Raw genomic sequence first — 17068 nt, forward strand, 5'->3', positions numbered from 1 at the left:
CCCATATACTACTGTTTGAAGGTGAGTCTTACCGTTTTAAACAACGGTCACAGAATAATTAGCTTAGTATATGGTGGTCAACTTTTACGCTATCAAAGTGGTCAACTTTTTAGTTGCTAAAAACATTTGCGAAAGTATGTCTCCATGTATGAGCAGATACTCTATCACCTTGCATTTTTAAGCTTTCCTTCAATCCTCGAAACAAAATATTAATACCTGAATAAGTTAGTTGCCTCTTGCGCCGACTGATAATCAGATAGTTGCATTGTGGATCTTCTATAAACTCTTCTCTTTCTTGCATATATTGAATTAACACCTTACGCAGCGTCCGACTAAATTGGTACAGACCTTTCCTTATTCCCCTTACCACGAACCTTAATCATGTCAACAGTTATGTTTACATCTTGTGTTTTTATTCCTATAAACTCTGCCTTTCGCATACCATTGGAGAAAAGTAAAGCTATAATAACAAAATTTCTAAGTCCAATAAATTCAGTTCGATCGAAATATTTCAACATCTTTTCGATTTCTTGCTTACCAAAGGTACGCATTACTTTTTGTTCTACTTTAGGCTGTCTCATATTCTTCATAGGGTTTCTTGGGATATACTCTTCATCAAATAAGAAATTAAAAAATGTCCGCAGAGCCACAAAATTATCTTTAAGAGTTCTATCACTAATCTCTCTTCTGATACTAATCATAAATTCTTCAATATTATGGGATTTTATTGCTTCGATATTATTTTTATTAATTTTTTGGCAATATAAAATAAATTTATCTGTTGTAAGTTTATACCAGAATATTGTATTTTTAGACAGATTCCTTGCCTTTCTACTGATCAAAAATATGTCTTGCGCTTGTGTTACGTCCACTTTAAATACCTCCTAATTATCATGTACAAGCTAACGAAGCATTCTAGCGCAAAACAAAAAGACCTTGCCCTATGGGGCAAAGCCATTAAATTCAATATTCTCAGGGTATTATACCATTGGTTTGTTAACATAATAGAGATGTCAACGAAGCGCTCTAACCAACTGAGCTATAACCCCTTATTATTACTTTTATATTATATAACATAATATAGCTAAACGCAAGTACAAGTAACTTAAACTCCAAGTAGAGGATTTAAACTACTTAACCTTAGATGCAATAGCCCTAAAACAGTATACTAGGTTTTCTTTCTCACGATGAAAATTGACACATAAACAGCATTTTCCATGCCTTTCACAGTCTACTTTAGGACAGGTACATTTTTCTTTATTGCAGCTTGCCACATTTTTCCCTCCCATAATCATATATCTATAATTATTACACGCACTCTATTTAAATTCAATAAAATAACAGCAAAAAACCTTATGCTTAGGCATAAGGTAAATTTACTACGTTAAATACTTTACTATGGCTATACTCCTCGAAAAAGCAGTTTAGCACCGATAGCCAGTAACGCTACTCCAGCAAGTTGACTCCATCCCCATGCCATTTGCTTAAGTCCAAATGCACCGAAATAATCAATTGCAACTGCTGTCAATACTTGACCAACAATTATAGCCGTTGTCGCATTTGCTACCCCAACTTGCGGGATGCTGGCACATACAAGGTAAATTATAAAAACACTTACGACACCGCCTAAATATGTGTACCATGGTGCTTGCGAAATGGCCGCCATATTGCCCTTTCCGAGCTTAAAAACGAATAGTAAAACTGCTAAAATTACAGTACCAACTATATGCACAATAAAAGTTGTTTCTAGTACACCAACAACCTTTCCCAGCGCTGCATTGAGCGAACCTTGTACCGCCATAAAAACCCCAGAAATCATAGCGAGTATTAATGCCAGCAAGTCAACCGAAATATTACTTATATTCAATATTTCACGCCCCTTAAAGCATAGTACGCCCTATAACGGGGCGTTTTTTCGACTCGCATTTAGTATTTACTGAATGTCTTTTTATATTCAAAATAGACAACCGCTCACACAGCACTACCATAAAACTAAGGATAGTTAGCCTACAAAATATCTACTAATCCAACTAATTACAGCATCCATTGCTTCCTTTGAGTGATCTGCTAATTGGTGATTACCATCATTTATTATTATTTTTTCCTTTGGTCCTGATAATGTGTTATAAATTTGCTCAGCTTGCTTTAGTGGAACAATTTCATCTTTCGAACCGTGTAAGATTAAAACAGGTACATCATTTAGTCTAGAAGCATAATCAATGAGATTGAAGTTATCAAAGTCCAGAATAAAGTCAGCTTCTAATTGCAGTATCCCGTACGTGTCTTGCATCTTTAAGCTTCCACCATTTTCGAGTATTTTATAATTTTCCCCGAGTGCTAACCTAAAAGTTTCATGTAAGCTCCAAGGAGTCGCCCACAAACACAAGCCTTTAATATTACTAGATTGTGCTGCATACGCCAACGAAGCACTTCCACCCATACTTCGCCCCAATAATATAATGTTATTAGAAATATTTTTTTTGCAATAGTCTACAATCGAATCAATCTCCCGCACTTGCCAAGTGAGATTCTGAAGAGGCGTAAAGTCAAACCGCATAACAGATATCCCCATCGAAGCAATCTTATCAGCCATTATAGCGGCTTGTCCGCCCCCTTCTTTTGACCCTCGAAATCCATGGCACATAACTAGCACAAATCTATTTTCAACATAACAAGTAGTATGTAACACAGCTTGAAGCCTATTACCATCACACTCAATAATTATTTCTCTCATGGTACCCTCCTTATTATCAAAGGTACGGCTTAAGCCGAGATATAGTGAAAGTGTAAATCGCTGTTGCTCTTAGTCTATTTTATAAACTTATATTTCTATTAGGAAAAAAAAGAAACAGGCGTTTGCCTGTTATTCAACTACATGAACAGTTATTGTTTGTCTACCAAACTTTAACGCTTCACTACGACTTTCAAATGCCAGATCAATTCTGTTACCCTTAATTGCACCGCCAATGTCATCGGCGATTGCATATCCATATCCTGGTATATATAGGCGTGTTCCAAGTGGAATAACTGATGGATCAACTGCAACTAATCCCTTGCGAACTAGATTCCCGCGATAAGTATAGTGTGAATTTCCGTCATCGTAAGCAGTATAAGCAGAAGCACTCATTGTGAGTGATCTTGAATATCTGCTGCCTTCGGAGTCAGAACGATTTAAGTAGCGAAACGTTTCTTGGCCAACAATTCCATCAGGTTCTAGTCCATATTTGACTTGGAATTCACGTACTGCCTGTAGTGTACCATTGCCAAATACACCATCAATAGATCCGGAATATACTCCTGATTTGGCCAGCAATCTTTGAACAATTTCTACGCTTTCGCCACGCATGCCATGTTTTACCGGAAGTTCAGGCGATGCAAAAGCTACAGCGCAGGTTAGCAGCATTACACTGAATAATGCCACAACTGCTTTAAATACTCTCTTCAATTGGGTCACCTCTCTTTTAAGGCGCCTCCGAGGTTAGCTGTCGGGTTAGGGTCAAAGAGAAGATTGAGAAATAACCCCTCCGCAATGCGGATTCACCCCTATATCTTTATTGGTTCCCCCGTACCTGTTAGGATTCGGCATTATATTAATTTTACAACAAATTGTCCACGTAGTCAAAGTATGAATTATCCAACAAATTATATATCAAGTTTCCCAATCAATTCTTTATCTACACTGCCGGTAGCTTCAAGTCCATTTGCAGTTTGAAAAGCCTTGACCGCCTCAACAGTTACTTTCCCATATATACCATCAGCCCTAGTGTTAAGATATCCTAGTTCCTTTAGCTTCATCTGAACAAGAACAACATCGGCACCAGTACTCTGATACTTTAAGTTGCGCTGAACCTTAATCTTCCTTCCCTCAATTCTAACTGGCGTTCCTATTGGGACCCATTCAAATAGCTCTTCCACATCTTTATTTCTCATACGAATACAACCATGACTAGCAAATTGCCCAATTGACCAGGGTTTATTCGTACCGTGAATACCGTATATGCCCCAAGGGACGTTTAGTCCCATCCACCTAGTTCCAAATCCGGTACCCCAATTGTAGTCTTTCCATACAACATTCCATTCTCCGATTGGCGTCGGTGTTTCGCTCTTACCCACAGCTACCCGATATTTTTTATATACCTGTTCGTCATTATATAATTCTAATGTACGCTTGGATACATTTATCACAATGCTTTGCGCTCCTTGCGGCTTAGTCGTCGGCTGGTTCTCAATAGCGGCGAGTTCCTTCTCATCCATATACTCAAAACCGATGACCCCAAAGAGCACGCTCATAATTAAAAAGACTGCCATACTAAATAACAGTCGGCTTCTTTTTAATTTAAGTGATAATAAATTAATCACCTTATACTCCTCCAATCAACCAAACTCATTAATTATATGATTGGAGTATAAAAGGTATTATAATATTTATTTCTCTTTTAATAAAAATGCAGTGATAAAGGCAGTAAGCGGAATAGCACAAATTAAGCCTATGCTCCCTGTTAAAGCTCTAGCTATCTCAGTTACTATCATATTAAGGTTAAGTATTTTGAGCATTGATACTTGTTGCTGTGATGCGATCAGCAACATTAACGGCAAAGAACTGCCTGCATATGCAAGTATAAGCGTGTTTGACATAGTGCCCATAATATCGCGTCCAACGTTCATCCCAGTTATAAACAGCTCCTTCATACTAATGTTAGGCCGCACTGTCTTAACCTCATATAGAGCTGAAGCTATTGATATAGTAACATCCATGACTGCACCTAAAGCCCCTAATACCATCCCCGCAAAAAGTACACCTTGAAAATCTATTGAAGACAACATAGATGCCTTTAACATCATTGCTTCTTCAGAATCCAGACCTGTTAAATGCATCAATTTAATCGATAGCATCGACAAAGCACCTGCTACGGCAACACCACCGACAGTCCCGATTATAGCTGCAAAACTTTTGGGATTCCAACCGCTTATTGTTATTTGGGTTAACATTGCAATTACCGCACTAACTAGTAAGGTTAGCATTGTAATACTAATTTTAGATACTAAAACTTGTCCTATGAAAACATCAAATATAATAAATGTTGACGCGGCAATAACAAAAACCGATTTAACGCCAACAATCCCACCAAATACAACTAAACATGCTATGAAAATTGCTAATAAAACATAAACGTAATCGAATCTATCGAAATCACTGACGTGATATGTAGTCTTTCCTAAGTCGTGGCTTACTGCAACAATGATTTTATCGCCAGGGTTTACTTTTATCTCAAATGGAGATTTGCCAGAAACATAATTAAATGAATCTACTACTTTTCCTGACTCAGGCCCTGAGGTTAATTTAATAGTAACAAGTTCGCCCTGAGACATAAAATATTGCTTTTGCATGGAATTATCCAAAGAACCAACGTTTAGAACAACCCCTTTTTCATATTGAACCGTTTGATTCTTTCCTTCTCCTGGGGCTGCAGATACTACTCCTAGAGATAACAAGAATATAAAAACTATGGCAATTATTTTCTGAATCAATTTATCTACCTCCTAAGCACATTGCGACACTATTCTACAACACATTATATATATCCTTGTTTATCGAACTAAAAATAAGAAAGGCTGTACACAAGCACAAAGCTTAGAAGTACAGCCTTTTTACTTATTCGATTAATTTAGGACATACACTTTAGCATTTTGAATTCCATAATCTAAAGCCTGCTGACGGTCATTAAAAGCTAAATCAATACGATTGCCTTTAATTGCACTTCCTTGATCTTCTGCAATAGCTTCACCATAGCCTTCAATCCAAAGTTTTGATCCCATTGGTATAACCTTTGGATCAACTGCTGCTACGCCCTTACGAACAGTCCCTCCCATATAGGTGAGGTTACCCCATTTACCATTATCCAAAACACCTGGGCCATAAGCGGTAGCTGTCATATTAAGAACTTGTTTATAGTTCTGAGGGGCTCCAGTCAACGAATTGTTTTCTCTAGATGCTTGAGGTGTTAGTAAGTTATTCCCCTTAAGCAATAGCGAAACAATAGCCATTTCTTTTTCATAAGAAGAAAGACTATCTGTTATATTTTGGTTAATCTTTTGGCTTACTACCTCTTGAGCAACCTTCTTTATATCGCCAGTTGCTACAACATTCATTATACTAGTTGGCTGCATCTTTACTAGACTAGCTTGAGCCAAGGATTCTAAAATAGCCTTTTTATCCTCTTGCTTCAAATCTTTAGCAAACTTAAGAACATCAGAAACTTGGGAGATACCACTTATTCCGTTATTGCTTATTATCGATTGTAATAGCTGCTCTTCTATGGCCGCTGCCTTTACATGGGGCATGAGCGGTGAAAAAAGGTTAAAAACTACGGTTGCAATTGTAATCGCGATAATCTTATTCATACAAGTCTCCTTCCACAAAACTCATACCCCATTGTATCACATACTTAACATAATATATCGAGGTAATTATTGCAAAAATAAAAAGCCGACCTTTCGGTTCGGCTTAAGTACATTACCAGGCAATTAAATCAATTATATCTTAATTGTTCCATTCTGAAATACTGGTACTACATCCAATATATCGTGTTTTAAGCAGTAATCAATATCTTTATCAAAACCTATTCTTTTTAAGTATTTTGCATGTGATGATTCAGATACCCTGTTTTCAAAATCATCCTTATAGCCTTGATACATTGCTTGTGCGGCTTGCGCAGTATCAGACAACACTGCAACCTTATTAAGTCGATCACTAATCAGACCGGCACATAGGGTATCTTCTACCGAAAAACGACCTTCAGTTCCCGAGCAAATAATTACTATATCACGATCTTCTTGTTCTAGCTTTTGGCAGACCGCTGCACAATTAACAAAGCTTGCTGTATATACCTTTTCAGTATTTGCTGCACATTTTAAGGCAAATGTTCCATTTGTAGTAGTCATAATAACTGTTTTTCCGCCTATATTACTATTACTATATTCAAATGGTGAATTGCCCAAATTGAATCCATTGATTAATATGCCTTCACGCTCACCAGCAAGTAAAGCATCTGGATACAGTTCCAACATTTTAAAAGCTTCATCAATTTTTTCAACAGGAATTAGCTCTTTACATCCATTAGCAAAAGCAGTGGCAATTGAAGTTGTTGCCCTGAAAACATCAATAACTACAGCATTATACCCTTTATATAGTTCTGGTATAAAGTCTGCTGGCTTAAAACAAACGTGAATGTTCAATGCACCGCCTCCTATTTCGCTAATTGATATAGTGTTTCCACAAGTACTTCCACGCCGATTTGGATATCCTCTGCACTGGCAAACTCGTCTGGATTATGACTTATTCCGTTCTTGCAAGGTATAAAAATCAGACCAGCTTTAGTAATTTTCGCTATATTCATTGCATCATGACCAGCACCGCTATTCATACGCCGATACCTTATACCTTTTTCGCGGCAAATATCGCTAACTAATTTAATAATATCCCGATCCATACTTACAGGACGTTCTGATGAGAGCATCTCAATTGACACAGCAGTATTTTGTCGTTCAGTAATTTCGCTTACGGCATCCTTGATTTCTTGCAAACATTCCACAATACTCTGGTGATCTACACCTCTAATATCTACCCACATCTCGACTAATCCAGGTACTACATTAATTGCACCTGGATGAACTTTCATTGCGCCAACCGTACCAACAATGCCACGAGCCGAACGTTCTAAAGCGATTTCGTTAATTGCCACAATTATCATCGCTGCACTTACTAATGCATCTTGACGGTCATCCATTGGGGTTGTACCAGAGTGAGCCGCTGTGCCCTCTACAATGATTTTACATCTTGCAGGTGCTGCTACTGCTTCCACTACACCAATTTTATTACTATCTTGATCTAGAACAGCTCCCTGTTCAATATGTAATTCAATAAAAGCTTTTATATCTGAATTAGACCGTACGGCTTTACTGATATTATTTATATCAAAACCTTGATCATTAAGAAGTTGCGATAATGATATCCCATTCTGATCTTTAAGTTTTCTAAGTGAGTGGATATTATTTAATCCAGCCATTACCCGGCTGCCTATTGTTGCTACGCCAAATCGACTAGACTCTTCGCCTGCAAATACTATTATCTCGACTGGGTGTGTTAGAGGGCCACGACTTTGTAGCTCTCTTAATGCCGCAATACCACCAATCACTCCGACAACTCCATCAAACTTACCAGCTTGTGGTACAGTATCTAAATGAGAGCCTGTCACTACTGCAGCAGCTTGAGGATCAGTCCCTTCTAATCTCCCAATAACATTACCAATCTCGTCTATACGAACTGTAAGACCGTTTTCACGCATTAGATTAACTACATATTCACGTGCTGCAATATCATCTGGACTAAAAGCTAAGCGTGTAACTCCGTGACCATCTTGCCCAATTGTTGCAATCTTGTCAATTTCGTCAACTATCCAGTTCTTTTCCATGCTGGAACGCCCCTTTCTTCATAGCTGAAAAATATAATATATAGCTAGTATTTGTTATACTGTCAGTATAAACCATAATCTTAAATAATTCCATATATATGCAAATATATAAATAAGATAAAGAAACGCTTGGAATTCCAAGCGTCAAATTACTACTTCAATATTTCTTCTTTCACTATATCAAATCCTATACGATCAATCATCATACCAAGGCGTTCGTAATTGCGGGCATTATTTTTATAATACTCAACAATTTTATCTACTATATTCATCACTTCATCTTGTGGAACTTGTTGTAACAATACATTAGCTAAGCGCGGCTTAACTCCTGCATTTCCACCAATCATAATTGTATATCCTTTAGGAGCTCCCATAATTCCAAGATCTTTTACTGCCGGTTCAGTACAGGAATTAGGACAGCCACATACCGCCATTTTAAACTTAGACGGCAGTTCCATTCCATGGTATTTCTTGTCCAACTCCAAACCTAACGACACGGCATCTTGTTGCGCTCTCTTACAAAAAGCAGTTGATGGGCATATTCTAACGCTGCGTACACACAGTCCTACGGCACTGCCTTTATCCATGTCCAACTCGTTCCAGATTGCATCAAGCTGCTCCTCTTGAACACCTACTATAGCAATACGCTGAGCAGTTGTAAGTTTTAGGGCCTTAGCACCATACTTATCAGCAACATCAGCCAGTTTTCTTAATACATTAGAGTCGAAAATAATTCCACCTGGAATATGTGGAGCTATTGCGTAAGTTTCCTTATCCCTTTGTAAAATAGCACCTTTATCTAATAAATCACGTTTAATTTCCATTTATATTGCCTCCCATAAAATTAATTATTATCCTCTATTTGGACAAATGGTATCAACTTTCCTGCAGATTAAGTAAGCTTGTCAAATAACACTTATAGAAGTGCACTATGTTTGATAATGGAAAAAAGCGTCTTTACGACGCTTTTTTCCATTATTCTGCTGGAGCTTCGATTTTTAGGTATCTTTTCTAAATATAAAGTTCTTTTTGCACTCTGGGCATTCTATTAGCTCACCATTGACAGCCTTATACATCGGAACTTCAATAAGTCTATTACACAATGGACAAATTACCTTTAGCAACTTTTTGATCTGACATTGAGATCGCCCAAACTTTTTGAACAAAGCATAGCCCTCCCTACATATAAGCTTATAATATAATATGCAGGATACCGACTTAGGAGAAAGTGTTCCTCCAAGCATTATATTAATGCTTGGTATTTAATACTACGCCCATCCATGAAGCATTTCGCGAAGCTTTACAACGTGAGTTTGCTCTTCTGCTTTAAGTATAGTAAAAATCTTCCTTGAATCTTCGAATTTAGCCTTTAAGGACAATTCATCATAAAATATAATTGAGTCTTTTTCAGCTTGAATCGCCATACGCAAAATCTCATCAATCGTTGTAAGCTTATTAATTATAGCATCAGCGTTTTCAGATTTAGGAAAGATATGATCTTCCGCTAAGACAGTAAGATAGCGTGAAGTTTCTTGATCAAATAAATATTCCGCAGAATCTGCTTCCTTGTTTTCTTTAATTTTATTAAATATCTTGGTAAACTTCTCTAAGTGATGAAGCTCTTCATTTTTTAATAACATAAAAGCGTTTTTGTGTTCTTCTTTCTCAACTTTGTTATAAGCCGCTTGGTAAAAATCTCGTCCGCGAGCTTCAATCTCTATTGCAATACGTAAGCCTTCTAAATCGCTAAATAAATTCTCTTTCATAAGAATATTCCTCCTTAATACTAATTATTATATTTTACTTTCGACATTATATGGTAAATTCCTTTTATTACGCTATTTATAAACTGATAAAAACGGAACTTACCTTAATAAATATATTTAATAAAAATTTTACTTATGATAATTCGATCAAAAATAAAACAACTCTCTTTCAAACAAGAGAGTTGTTTTATTTAATTAAATTATATTATGTTTATACTGAATATATAGAGTTCTTAATTCTTGTACTTTATCATACATCTCGACTTGAAGTCCTGATGCTGTATCATAATCACCTGTATCAATAGCATTAGCAATTAAAGTAAAGATCGATTTTTGATCAATGGAATCTTTTGCTAAGTACATGCGGAGTGAGTTTACTCTTTCCCAGTTATAGATATCCTGATCAGTTGCGTCACTATCATGTAGACGTTTGCAAGCTCTTACTATAGCAAGGTTTTCAGGTATTATGCGGTGTAACAGTTCCGTTTTCCAACGTATTAATGCTCCAGCCACAAAAGCGTCTATAAGCTCAGAACGAAGAGCATTTCCAGCCATGAGTACTAGTTTTTTCTCTGGGTATTTAGTTAGTGCCTGCATGTTTTCCCATACAGTTGCAGGCGGTTGGCCAAATAAGCGATCACGTTCCTCCTCTGTATAGTCTTCAAACACATCATGCTCGCTGCGATAAGCTCGCTCAGTTTCTAAGTAGAATCCAGGTGTTCCAGGGTCTTTAGATAATTCAGCTAAAAGCTCAGCAGTAGTTTTACGAGACTCAACTGCTGCTCTGATACCATCTAGCATAGTTAAATATATTGCAGCTATAGCAATATACGTATTGGTATATGGATTGGTTGCACGAACTTCAAATCTTGTAGCAAGAGGATTCGATACATCACGTACAAGACCAGCCAAAATAGTACGATTACGTGAAGGGACTTCAGGTGTATGACCCAAAGAAGTTACTATGCAAACTGGAGCCTCGAAACCAGGCTTAAGACGGTTAAGTGAGTCGTTTGTGGAAGATATGAACGGATTTACAACTTCATAATTTTTAAGCAGACCCATTATCGCGCCATAACCAATAGCGCTTAAGAAGTCTTCTTTCATTTTCTCGGGAGCAAATAGGTTTACGAATTTTCCGGATTTTAGAGTTGCAGCGATACCCACATGTGTATGCTCACCATTACCAGCTAAACCAATCATAGGCTTAGCTTTAAATGTTACTTCTAACCCATTAGCTCTAAATACTTCTTTAACTACGATACGCGCAAGAAGCTCATTATCAGCGCATTGCATTGCGTTAGCAAAACGCCAGTCGATTTCAAGCTGCTCACATACATGAGTAAGGTTACCTGCTTCGTCGATATGTGCCTTAAGACCGCCCACTTCTTTATGCCCCATCTCAGCATGCAAACCATAATTATCTAACATAATGATTGCTTGCTCCATCGCGGTACGAACAGCACCACGAGTACGTTGCCAATACTGCTCTTGCAGCACTTGTGAAGCAGACATTTCTGCAATTTCGGCTTCATCTAACGGTGTTTTTACCCAAAACTCAAGTTCAGTCGCAGAAGTGAATATGATTTCCTCGACATCATTGCCATCAATATGCTCTAGTCCGGCAATTTTCGGATACTTTTTAAACAGCTTCATGAGTTCATCTTGAACATGCTGCATGCTGTTTTCAAGTATAGCGCGTGAATCTACCCTAACTCCGTTATGTACAAGAAAAGCAGGAATACGCAGGGTACCAACAGGTTTACCTGTTTCTTCGTCAAAATGCTCAAAATTGTAATCTACTACCCAGTTAACTTTGGGGTCAGCAGGCATATCAATCTTTGCATTATTTAATGTAGCTATTCCGGTTAGAACAACCGACGAACCGTCTGTCTGAACGGCCGATCCAGTATAGAAATCTTCCATATCTTTAATGAATATACGAACTGGTATTTTTTCATCAGTATCGTTACCAGCCAAGTCTATTCCTACTAATGATACAAATTTAATCTCAGGATGGCTCTTAAGTATGTCGACTATTTCTTCTTTACTTTTACCAGCAGGAATTACATACAATAAATCGTTTATCATTTAACTTCACCTCATCATATATAATTTTAGAAATACAAAGTATATGTATTCCACATTTACTACATTTATCCTTCATGAATATATAATTTTTGCGATTGTATTCCTTAAATGGAACTTTTTTCGTTGGTTTTTGTAAATATATTTACAATACGAGTCATATATAGGGTTATTTTTAAGTAGCATCCAAATAATTTGAATTTAGTTTTACCGAACCTAATAACTTTGATACTCTGCTTGAATATTTGCAACAAATTCACAAGTATTCAAGTACTACCTATCTTATTCAAGTACGTTGCAATTATGTAATAATTATTACATAACTCAAAAAGGTCTGGCGCATGCGCCAGACCTTTTGCTTTAGATATTAAATAGTAACTCACCATATGTTGGCATTGGCCAGAACTCTTTATCTACTAGAGTTTCAAGTGTGTCAGCAACTTCTCGAAGCGCACCCATTTTTTCAAATACATCAAATCTGAATAGTGAGGCTTGCTCATAAGTATCGCCGTGAACATTTGATGCTTTTTCTACAGCTTCCTCAAGAACACCAATATTCTTCTTTAAAGCTGCTGATAGTGCAGATACTTCTGTTAACAATTCAATTTGAGCTGATAGATCAGCAGCAACGCCAGTTGCTTTGATTGTATTAATTGAAGCAGCTAGACTAGTAGCGAACTTAATAGTAGAAGGAAGAATTTGACGCTTAGCCATCTCTATCATTGTTAAAGCTTCAATATTAATTGTCTTGATGTAGTTTTCAAGTTCTATTTCATAGCGTGAATGCATTTCAACTCTGCTTAATACACCGTGTTTTTCCATTACTGCTAAATTCTTTTCAGCAACTAATGCTTTGATAGCTTCAACAGTAGTTTTTAAGTTCGGAAGACCTCTCTTTTCTGCTTCCACTACCCATTCGTCTGAATATCCATTTCCGTTGAAAACAACTCTCTTATGTTTAGTTACGTATTCAACAAGAATTGCTTTTACTTCTTCTTGGACATCATCAGCCTTTTCTAATCTATCAGCAACTTCGCTTAATACTTCAGCTACTATTGTGTTTGTAATGTAGTTTGGTGCTGCGATTGAAGCAGAAGAAGGTACCATTCTGAACTCAAACTTATTGCCAGTAAAGGCAAATGGTGATGTTCTGTTTCTGTCAGTTGCATCTTTAGGCAAAGCTGGAAGTGTATTAACACCGATATCCATTAGACCGCCAGTTTTAGAGGAAGTTGCTCCTCCCTTTTCAATCTGTTCTAAAATATCTTGTAACTGATCGCCTAAGAATATCGAAATTATAGCTGGAGGAGCTTCGTTAGCACCTAGTCTATGATCATTTCCTGGGTTTGCGGCCGACACTCTTAATAGATCCGAATATTCATCAACCGCTTTTATCACGGCACATAAGAATACAAGAAATTGTTCGTTTTCATGAGGCGTATGACCAGGATCAAGAAGGTTCACTCCGTCATCTGTTCCCATTGACCAGTTATTGTGCTTACCTGAGCCATTGATACCAGCAAAAGGTTTTTCGTGCAGTAAGCAAACTAAATCGTGTCTTAAAGCAACTTTTTTCATAGTATCCATAGTAAGCTGGTTATGATCAGTTGCAATATTTGTAGTAGTGAATATAGGAGCTAACTCATGCTGCGCAGGAGCAACTTCGTTATGTTTAGTTTTGGCTGAAACTCCAAGCTTCCAAAGTTCTTCATCTACTTCTTTCATGTATGCCGAAATCTTTTCTTTAATTGAACCGAAGTAATGATCCTCCAACTCCTGTCCTTTTGGTGGCTTAGCACCGAAAAGAGTTCTTCCTGTGAATATCAAATCTTTTCTTTGTTCAAATGTTTTTTTATCAACAAGGAAATACTCTTGCTCTGGTCCAACAGTAGTAATAACTTTTTGAGCTGTTGTATTGCCAAGAGCTCTTAATACGCGAAGTGCTTGTTTTGATATAGCTTCCATTGAACGAAGTAATGGCGTCTTCTTATCTAAAGCCTCACCTGTATAGGAGCAGAAAGCTGTTGGTATGCATAATGAATCGTCTTTTACAAAGGCTGGAGAAGTACAATCCCAGGCAGTATAACCTCTAGCTTCAAAAGTAGCTCTAAGTCCGCCAGATGGGAATGAAGAAGCATCTGGCTCTCCCTTGATAAGTTCTTTTCCGGAGAACTCCATGATTGCCTTCCCATCAGAGGTAGGTGAAATAAAAGCATCATGTTTTTCAGCAGTTATACCTGTCATTGGTTGGAACCAGTGAGTAAAATGCGTAGCACCTTTTTCAACAGCCCAATCTTTCATTGCAGTTGCAACAACATCAGCAACTGCTGGATCTAAAGAACGTCCTTCTTCGATTGTTTTCTTTAGAGCTTTGTATGTTGCTTTCGGAAGACGCTCCTTCATAACAGCATCATTAAATACATTCGATCCAAATATCACCATGTAAAAAACCCCTCTCAACTTTAATATTAATTAAAAAACCTATGAATATTTACGTTAATAACCGCCTTATAAGCGCAAAAAAAAAATAGACTCCCCCCACTAACATGTGGTTGGAGTCGTCATTGACTCAGTAATATTAATATGTTTTTATTATAGCACAAAAGTATTTTTTGTCTAGATATTTTATTACTTTTTTTTGAATTTTGATACGCATGGTAGCAGAAGCAGATAGAACCGCCTTAGAATAAATAAAAAAGCACTCATTAAGCATGAAGTGCACCCAGGTTAAGGAAGGTTAAATAAAACCACCTTGCATAGGATTGCTTAAAATTACGCCGACTGGCACCGTTTTAGATACGGTGTCAGTTTTGTTTTTAGATTACATCGTTCATAGTTGTAGTAGTGAATATACTGATCTACTGCACGTCTGGCTTCATCAATTGAAGTAAATTTACGTCGTTGAATCCATTCACTTTTAAGCATTCCGAAGAAGTTTTCCATACATGCATTATCTAAACAGTTACCTCTCCTTGACATTGAAGGAGTAATATCATACTCTTGGGTTAGGCGAAAATACGCGTGAGAGCTGTATTGAAAGCCTTGGTCGCTGTGGAGTGCTAGTCCACCGGCGACCTTTTCCTTTTTGAGCGCTTCCTGGACTGTCATAGTTACTAGTTTTATGCTCTGGTCTGTGCCCGTTTTATAGTGCACGATATAGCCATCATAGAGGTCCTTGATTGCTGAAAGATATAGGACCCCTTGCTTCGTGTGTATATAGGTTATATCTGTAACCCATTTCTGGTTGGGCTTGTCCGCTTTAAAGTCACGATTTAATACATTCTCATAGCGATGAACGGCATCACTATATCGAATATAGGGACGCAAGCGACGTGATACGGATTGTATACCGAATTTCTTCGTAATTCGATATATCGCCTTATGATTAATTCTTAAGCCATAGTGTATTCGAAGTTGATCAGTAATTTGGCGATATCCTGCACTATTGTTAGATATCTTGTAGCGCTCTTGAATTAGATTAAGACCCCAGGTATCACGATCCGGTTTTTGCTGACGTTTTCTCCATTTATAATAACCAGAGTAAGACACCTTAAAAAATCTACACATCTCACCTAAGGGATACTTCCCTTCAAATCGGAAAATTGTGCGATAGCACAGTCCAATTCTCACCGCCTTTCCGCCTCGTATCGAAAATTTCTTAACAAATCGTTCTCCATTCTTAAGCGCTTAAGCTCATCTTCTAAATGTTCTGGGTCAGACTGTTTACGTTTTCTAGGCCTACCTTTAGGGCGGAGCAATCCCGGCATCCCATCTTTGCGATACATTGCACACCATTTTTTAACACGGTCTTTGTCAACAATCCCGAGGAGAGTAGTAACTTGCCTTATAGTTAACCCATCTTCAATATGTAGTTTTACAGCCTGTTGCTTAATATCGATGGAATAGTGTTTCATTCCTATTTTTCCGGACATAACAAAACCTCCTGTGATAGTTATCTTTATCCTATCACAGGAGGTCTTTTCTTTCACCTTCCCCAAACGGGGGCTACTTCAGCAATGAGTGCTTTTTAACCGGCATCTACTTATCCTCCCAGGCCGTTTCACATATCGCTATGCCATCCGTGGCGCGATATATGTACTTGGTCCATCCGGGACCATCGGTCGTTCACTAAGCCGTCCATGGCGCTTCCGACACTTGGCCCATCCAGGGCCATCGCCAGCCAAGTACTTTCAGCGTATAAGGGCTTAACTACTGTTACGATGCTGACTTAGTTATTTTTGTATAACAGAGATAGCATATCTCACTTAGACATTCTCATTGGCGACGACGATGCTGTTTAAGATAACATATATATTATCGAACATCCTTATTCTGCTAGCTGGTTTCATAGGAAACGAGGTATGGGAACAGGTTGAACCCAGGTCTTAACATAGCAAAAAGCACTTACCATTGGTAAGTGCTTTTCTAATCAGCAGCTTTCTATCCTCCCAGGCCGTTTCCAGCCAAGTACTTTCGACGTATACGAGCTTAACTACTGTTACGATGCTGACTTAGTTAAATCTCTATGAAAGAGATAGTATATCTCACGCTTAGACAGTCTCATAGGCGACGGTTGTATGGGAACAGGTGGAGCCTACGCTTACTTATAAAATAATAAAAGCACTCATCAAGCAATGAGTGCTTTTAAACCGGCATCTACTTATCCTCCCAGGCCGTTTCCAGCCAAGTACTTTCAGCGTATAAGGGCTTAACTACTGTGTTCGGTATGGGAACAGGTGGAAC

17 protein-coding genes, 1 rRNA gene and 1 riboswitch are annotated in these 17068 nt (G+C 37.7%); all 18 genes read right to left on the minus strand.

What is annotated here, in order from left to right; all coding sequences use genetic code 11:
* Window positions 1-109 precede the first annotated feature (109 nt).
* On the minus strand, window positions 110-370 hold the full coding sequence (locus V6C17_RS15995) for a tyrosine-type recombinase/integrase (protein ID WP_442891499.1): 261 nt from the start codon (window positions 368-370) through the stop codon (window positions 110-112).
* The gene (locus tag V6C17_RS13150) at window positions 333-872 is read right to left on the minus strand and encodes a tyrosine-type recombinase/integrase (RefSeq protein ID WP_333523026.1); all 540 of its coding nucleotides are present in this window, start codon (window positions 870-872) and stop codon (window positions 333-335) included. Before V6C17_RS13150 ends, V6C17_RS15995 begins: the two co-directional genes overlap by 38 nt.
* A 530-nt stretch (window positions 873-1402) precedes the next feature.
* A complete protein-coding gene (locus V6C17_RS13155) occupies window positions 1403-1867 on the minus strand; it encodes a DMT family transporter (RefSeq protein WP_333523027.1) in 465 nt (154 codons plus the stop codon).
* A gap of 135 nt (window positions 1868-2002) precedes the next feature.
* Window positions 2003-2734: an alpha/beta hydrolase gene (locus V6C17_RS13160; protein ID WP_333523028.1), complete on the minus strand. Its 732-nt coding sequence runs from the start codon at window positions 2732-2734 to the stop codon at window positions 2003-2005.
* 129 nt (window positions 2735-2863) lie between these two features.
* Complete coding sequence (locus V6C17_RS13165) at window positions 2864-3445, minus strand: 3D domain-containing protein (RefSeq protein WP_333523029.1); 582 nt, start codon at window positions 3443-3445, stop codon at window positions 2864-2866.
* A 6-nt stretch (window positions 3446-3451) separates the two neighbouring features.
* Window positions 3452-3595: riboswitch (cyclic di-AMP (ydaO/yuaA leader) on the minus strand.
* Between the two features lie 47 nt (window positions 3596-3642).
* Entirely contained in the window at window positions 3643-4359 is a 717-nt protein-coding gene (locus V6C17_RS13170) for a L,D-transpeptidase family protein (RefSeq protein ID WP_442891501.1), read from the minus strand.
* 66 nt (window positions 4360-4425) lie between these two features.
* Complete coding sequence (locus tag V6C17_RS13175) at window positions 4426-5529, minus strand: YibE/F family protein (protein ID WP_333523030.1); 1104 nt, start codon at window positions 5527-5529, stop codon at window positions 4426-4428.
* A 132-nt stretch (window positions 5530-5661) separates the two neighbouring features.
* A complete protein-coding gene (locus V6C17_RS13180; protein WP_333523031.1) occupies window positions 5662-6402 on the minus strand; it encodes a 3D domain-containing protein in 741 nt (246 codons plus the stop codon).
* A gap of 132 nt (window positions 6403-6534) precedes the next feature.
* A complete protein-coding gene (locus V6C17_RS13185) occupies window positions 6535-7236 on the minus strand; it encodes a 2-phosphosulfolactate phosphatase (RefSeq protein ID WP_333523032.1) in 702 nt (233 codons plus the stop codon).
* A gap of 11 nt (window positions 7237-7247) precedes the next feature.
* On the minus strand, window positions 7248-8471 hold the full coding sequence (locus V6C17_RS13190; protein WP_333523033.1) for a Zn-dependent hydrolase: 1224 nt from the start codon (window positions 8469-8471) through the stop codon (window positions 7248-7250).
* A 152-nt stretch (window positions 8472-8623) separates the two neighbouring features.
* Window positions 8624-9295, minus strand: a complete 672-nt coding sequence (locus V6C17_RS13195) for an NAD(P)/FAD-dependent oxidoreductase (RefSeq protein ID WP_333523034.1) — start codon at window positions 9293-9295, stop codon at window positions 8624-8626.
* 174 nt (window positions 9296-9469) lie between these two features.
* Window positions 9470-9637: a hypothetical protein gene (locus V6C17_RS13200; RefSeq protein WP_333523035.1), complete on the minus strand. Its 168-nt coding sequence runs from the start codon at window positions 9635-9637 to the stop codon at window positions 9470-9472.
* Between the two features lie 102 nt (window positions 9638-9739).
* Window positions 9740-10237 carry a ferritin-like domain-containing protein gene (locus V6C17_RS13205; protein ID WP_333523036.1) on the minus strand — a complete coding sequence of 166 codons (498 nt, stop codon included), beginning with the start codon at window positions 10235-10237 and terminating at the stop codon, window positions 9740-9742.
* A gap of 195 nt (window positions 10238-10432) precedes the next feature.
* The gene (locus tag V6C17_RS13210) at window positions 10433-12328 is read right to left on the minus strand and encodes a glutamine synthetase (RefSeq protein ID WP_333523037.1); all 1896 of its coding nucleotides are present in this window, start codon (window positions 12326-12328) and stop codon (window positions 10433-10435) included.
* A gap of 357 nt (window positions 12329-12685) precedes the next feature.
* On the minus strand, window positions 12686-14767 hold the full coding sequence (locus tag V6C17_RS13215; protein ID WP_333523038.1) for a glutamine synthetase III family protein: 2082 nt from the start codon (window positions 14765-14767) through the stop codon (window positions 12686-12688).
* 330 nt (window positions 14768-15097) lie between these two features.
* Window positions 15098-15955, minus strand: coding sequence for an IS3 family transposase (locus tag V6C17_RS13220; protein WP_333523039.1), 858 nt, complete (start codon window positions 15953-15955; stop codon window positions 15098-15100).
* Window positions 15952-16257, minus strand: coding sequence for a helix-turn-helix domain-containing protein (locus V6C17_RS13225; RefSeq protein ID WP_333523040.1), 306 nt, complete (start codon window positions 16255-16257; stop codon window positions 15952-15954). The genes V6C17_RS13220 and V6C17_RS13225 overlap by 4 nt, the downstream gene beginning before the upstream one ends.
* 715 nt (window positions 16258-16972) lie before the next feature.
* Window positions 16973-17068, minus strand: a 5S ribosomal RNA gene (gene rrf / locus V6C17_RS13230); the annotation flags it as partial.

The organism is Dendrosporobacter sp. 1207_IL3150 (genome assembly GCF_036763085.1).
In the GTDB taxonomy this organism is placed as follows: domain Bacteria; phylum Bacillota; class Negativicutes; order DSM-1736; family Dendrosporobacteraceae; genus JBAIYU01.

Excerpts from the sequence above, each read along its gene's own strand:
- V6C17_RS13205 (WP_333523036.1), bottom strand. The coding sequence starts at position 10,237 with ATGAAAGAGAATTTATTTAGCGATTTAGAAGGCTTACGTATTGCAATA.
- V6C17_RS13180 (WP_333523031.1), bottom strand. The coding sequence starts at position 6,402 with ATGAATAAGATTATCGCGATTACAATTGCAACCGTAGTTTTTAACCTT.
- V6C17_RS13195 (WP_333523034.1), bottom strand. The coding sequence starts at position 9,295 with ATGGAAATTAAACGTGATTTATTAGATAAAGGTGCTATTTTACAAAGG.
- V6C17_RS13210 (WP_333523037.1), bottom strand. The coding sequence starts at position 12,328 with ATGATAAACGATTTATTGTATGTAATTCCTGCTGGTAAAAGTAAAGAA.
- V6C17_RS13160 (WP_333523028.1), bottom strand. The coding sequence starts at position 2,734 with ATGAGAGAAATAATTATTGAGTGTGATGGTAATAGGCTTCAAGCTGTG.
- V6C17_RS13215 (WP_333523038.1), bottom strand. The coding sequence starts at position 14,767 with ATGGTGATATTTGGATCGAATGTATTTAATGATGCTGTTATGAAGGAG.
- V6C17_RS13190 (WP_333523033.1), bottom strand. The coding sequence starts at position 8,471 with ATGGAAAAGAACTGGATAGTTGACGAAATTGACAAGATTGCAACAATT.
- V6C17_RS13225 (WP_333523040.1), bottom strand. The coding sequence starts at position 16,257 with ATGTCCGGAAAAATAGGAATGAAACACTATTCCATCGATATTAAGCAA.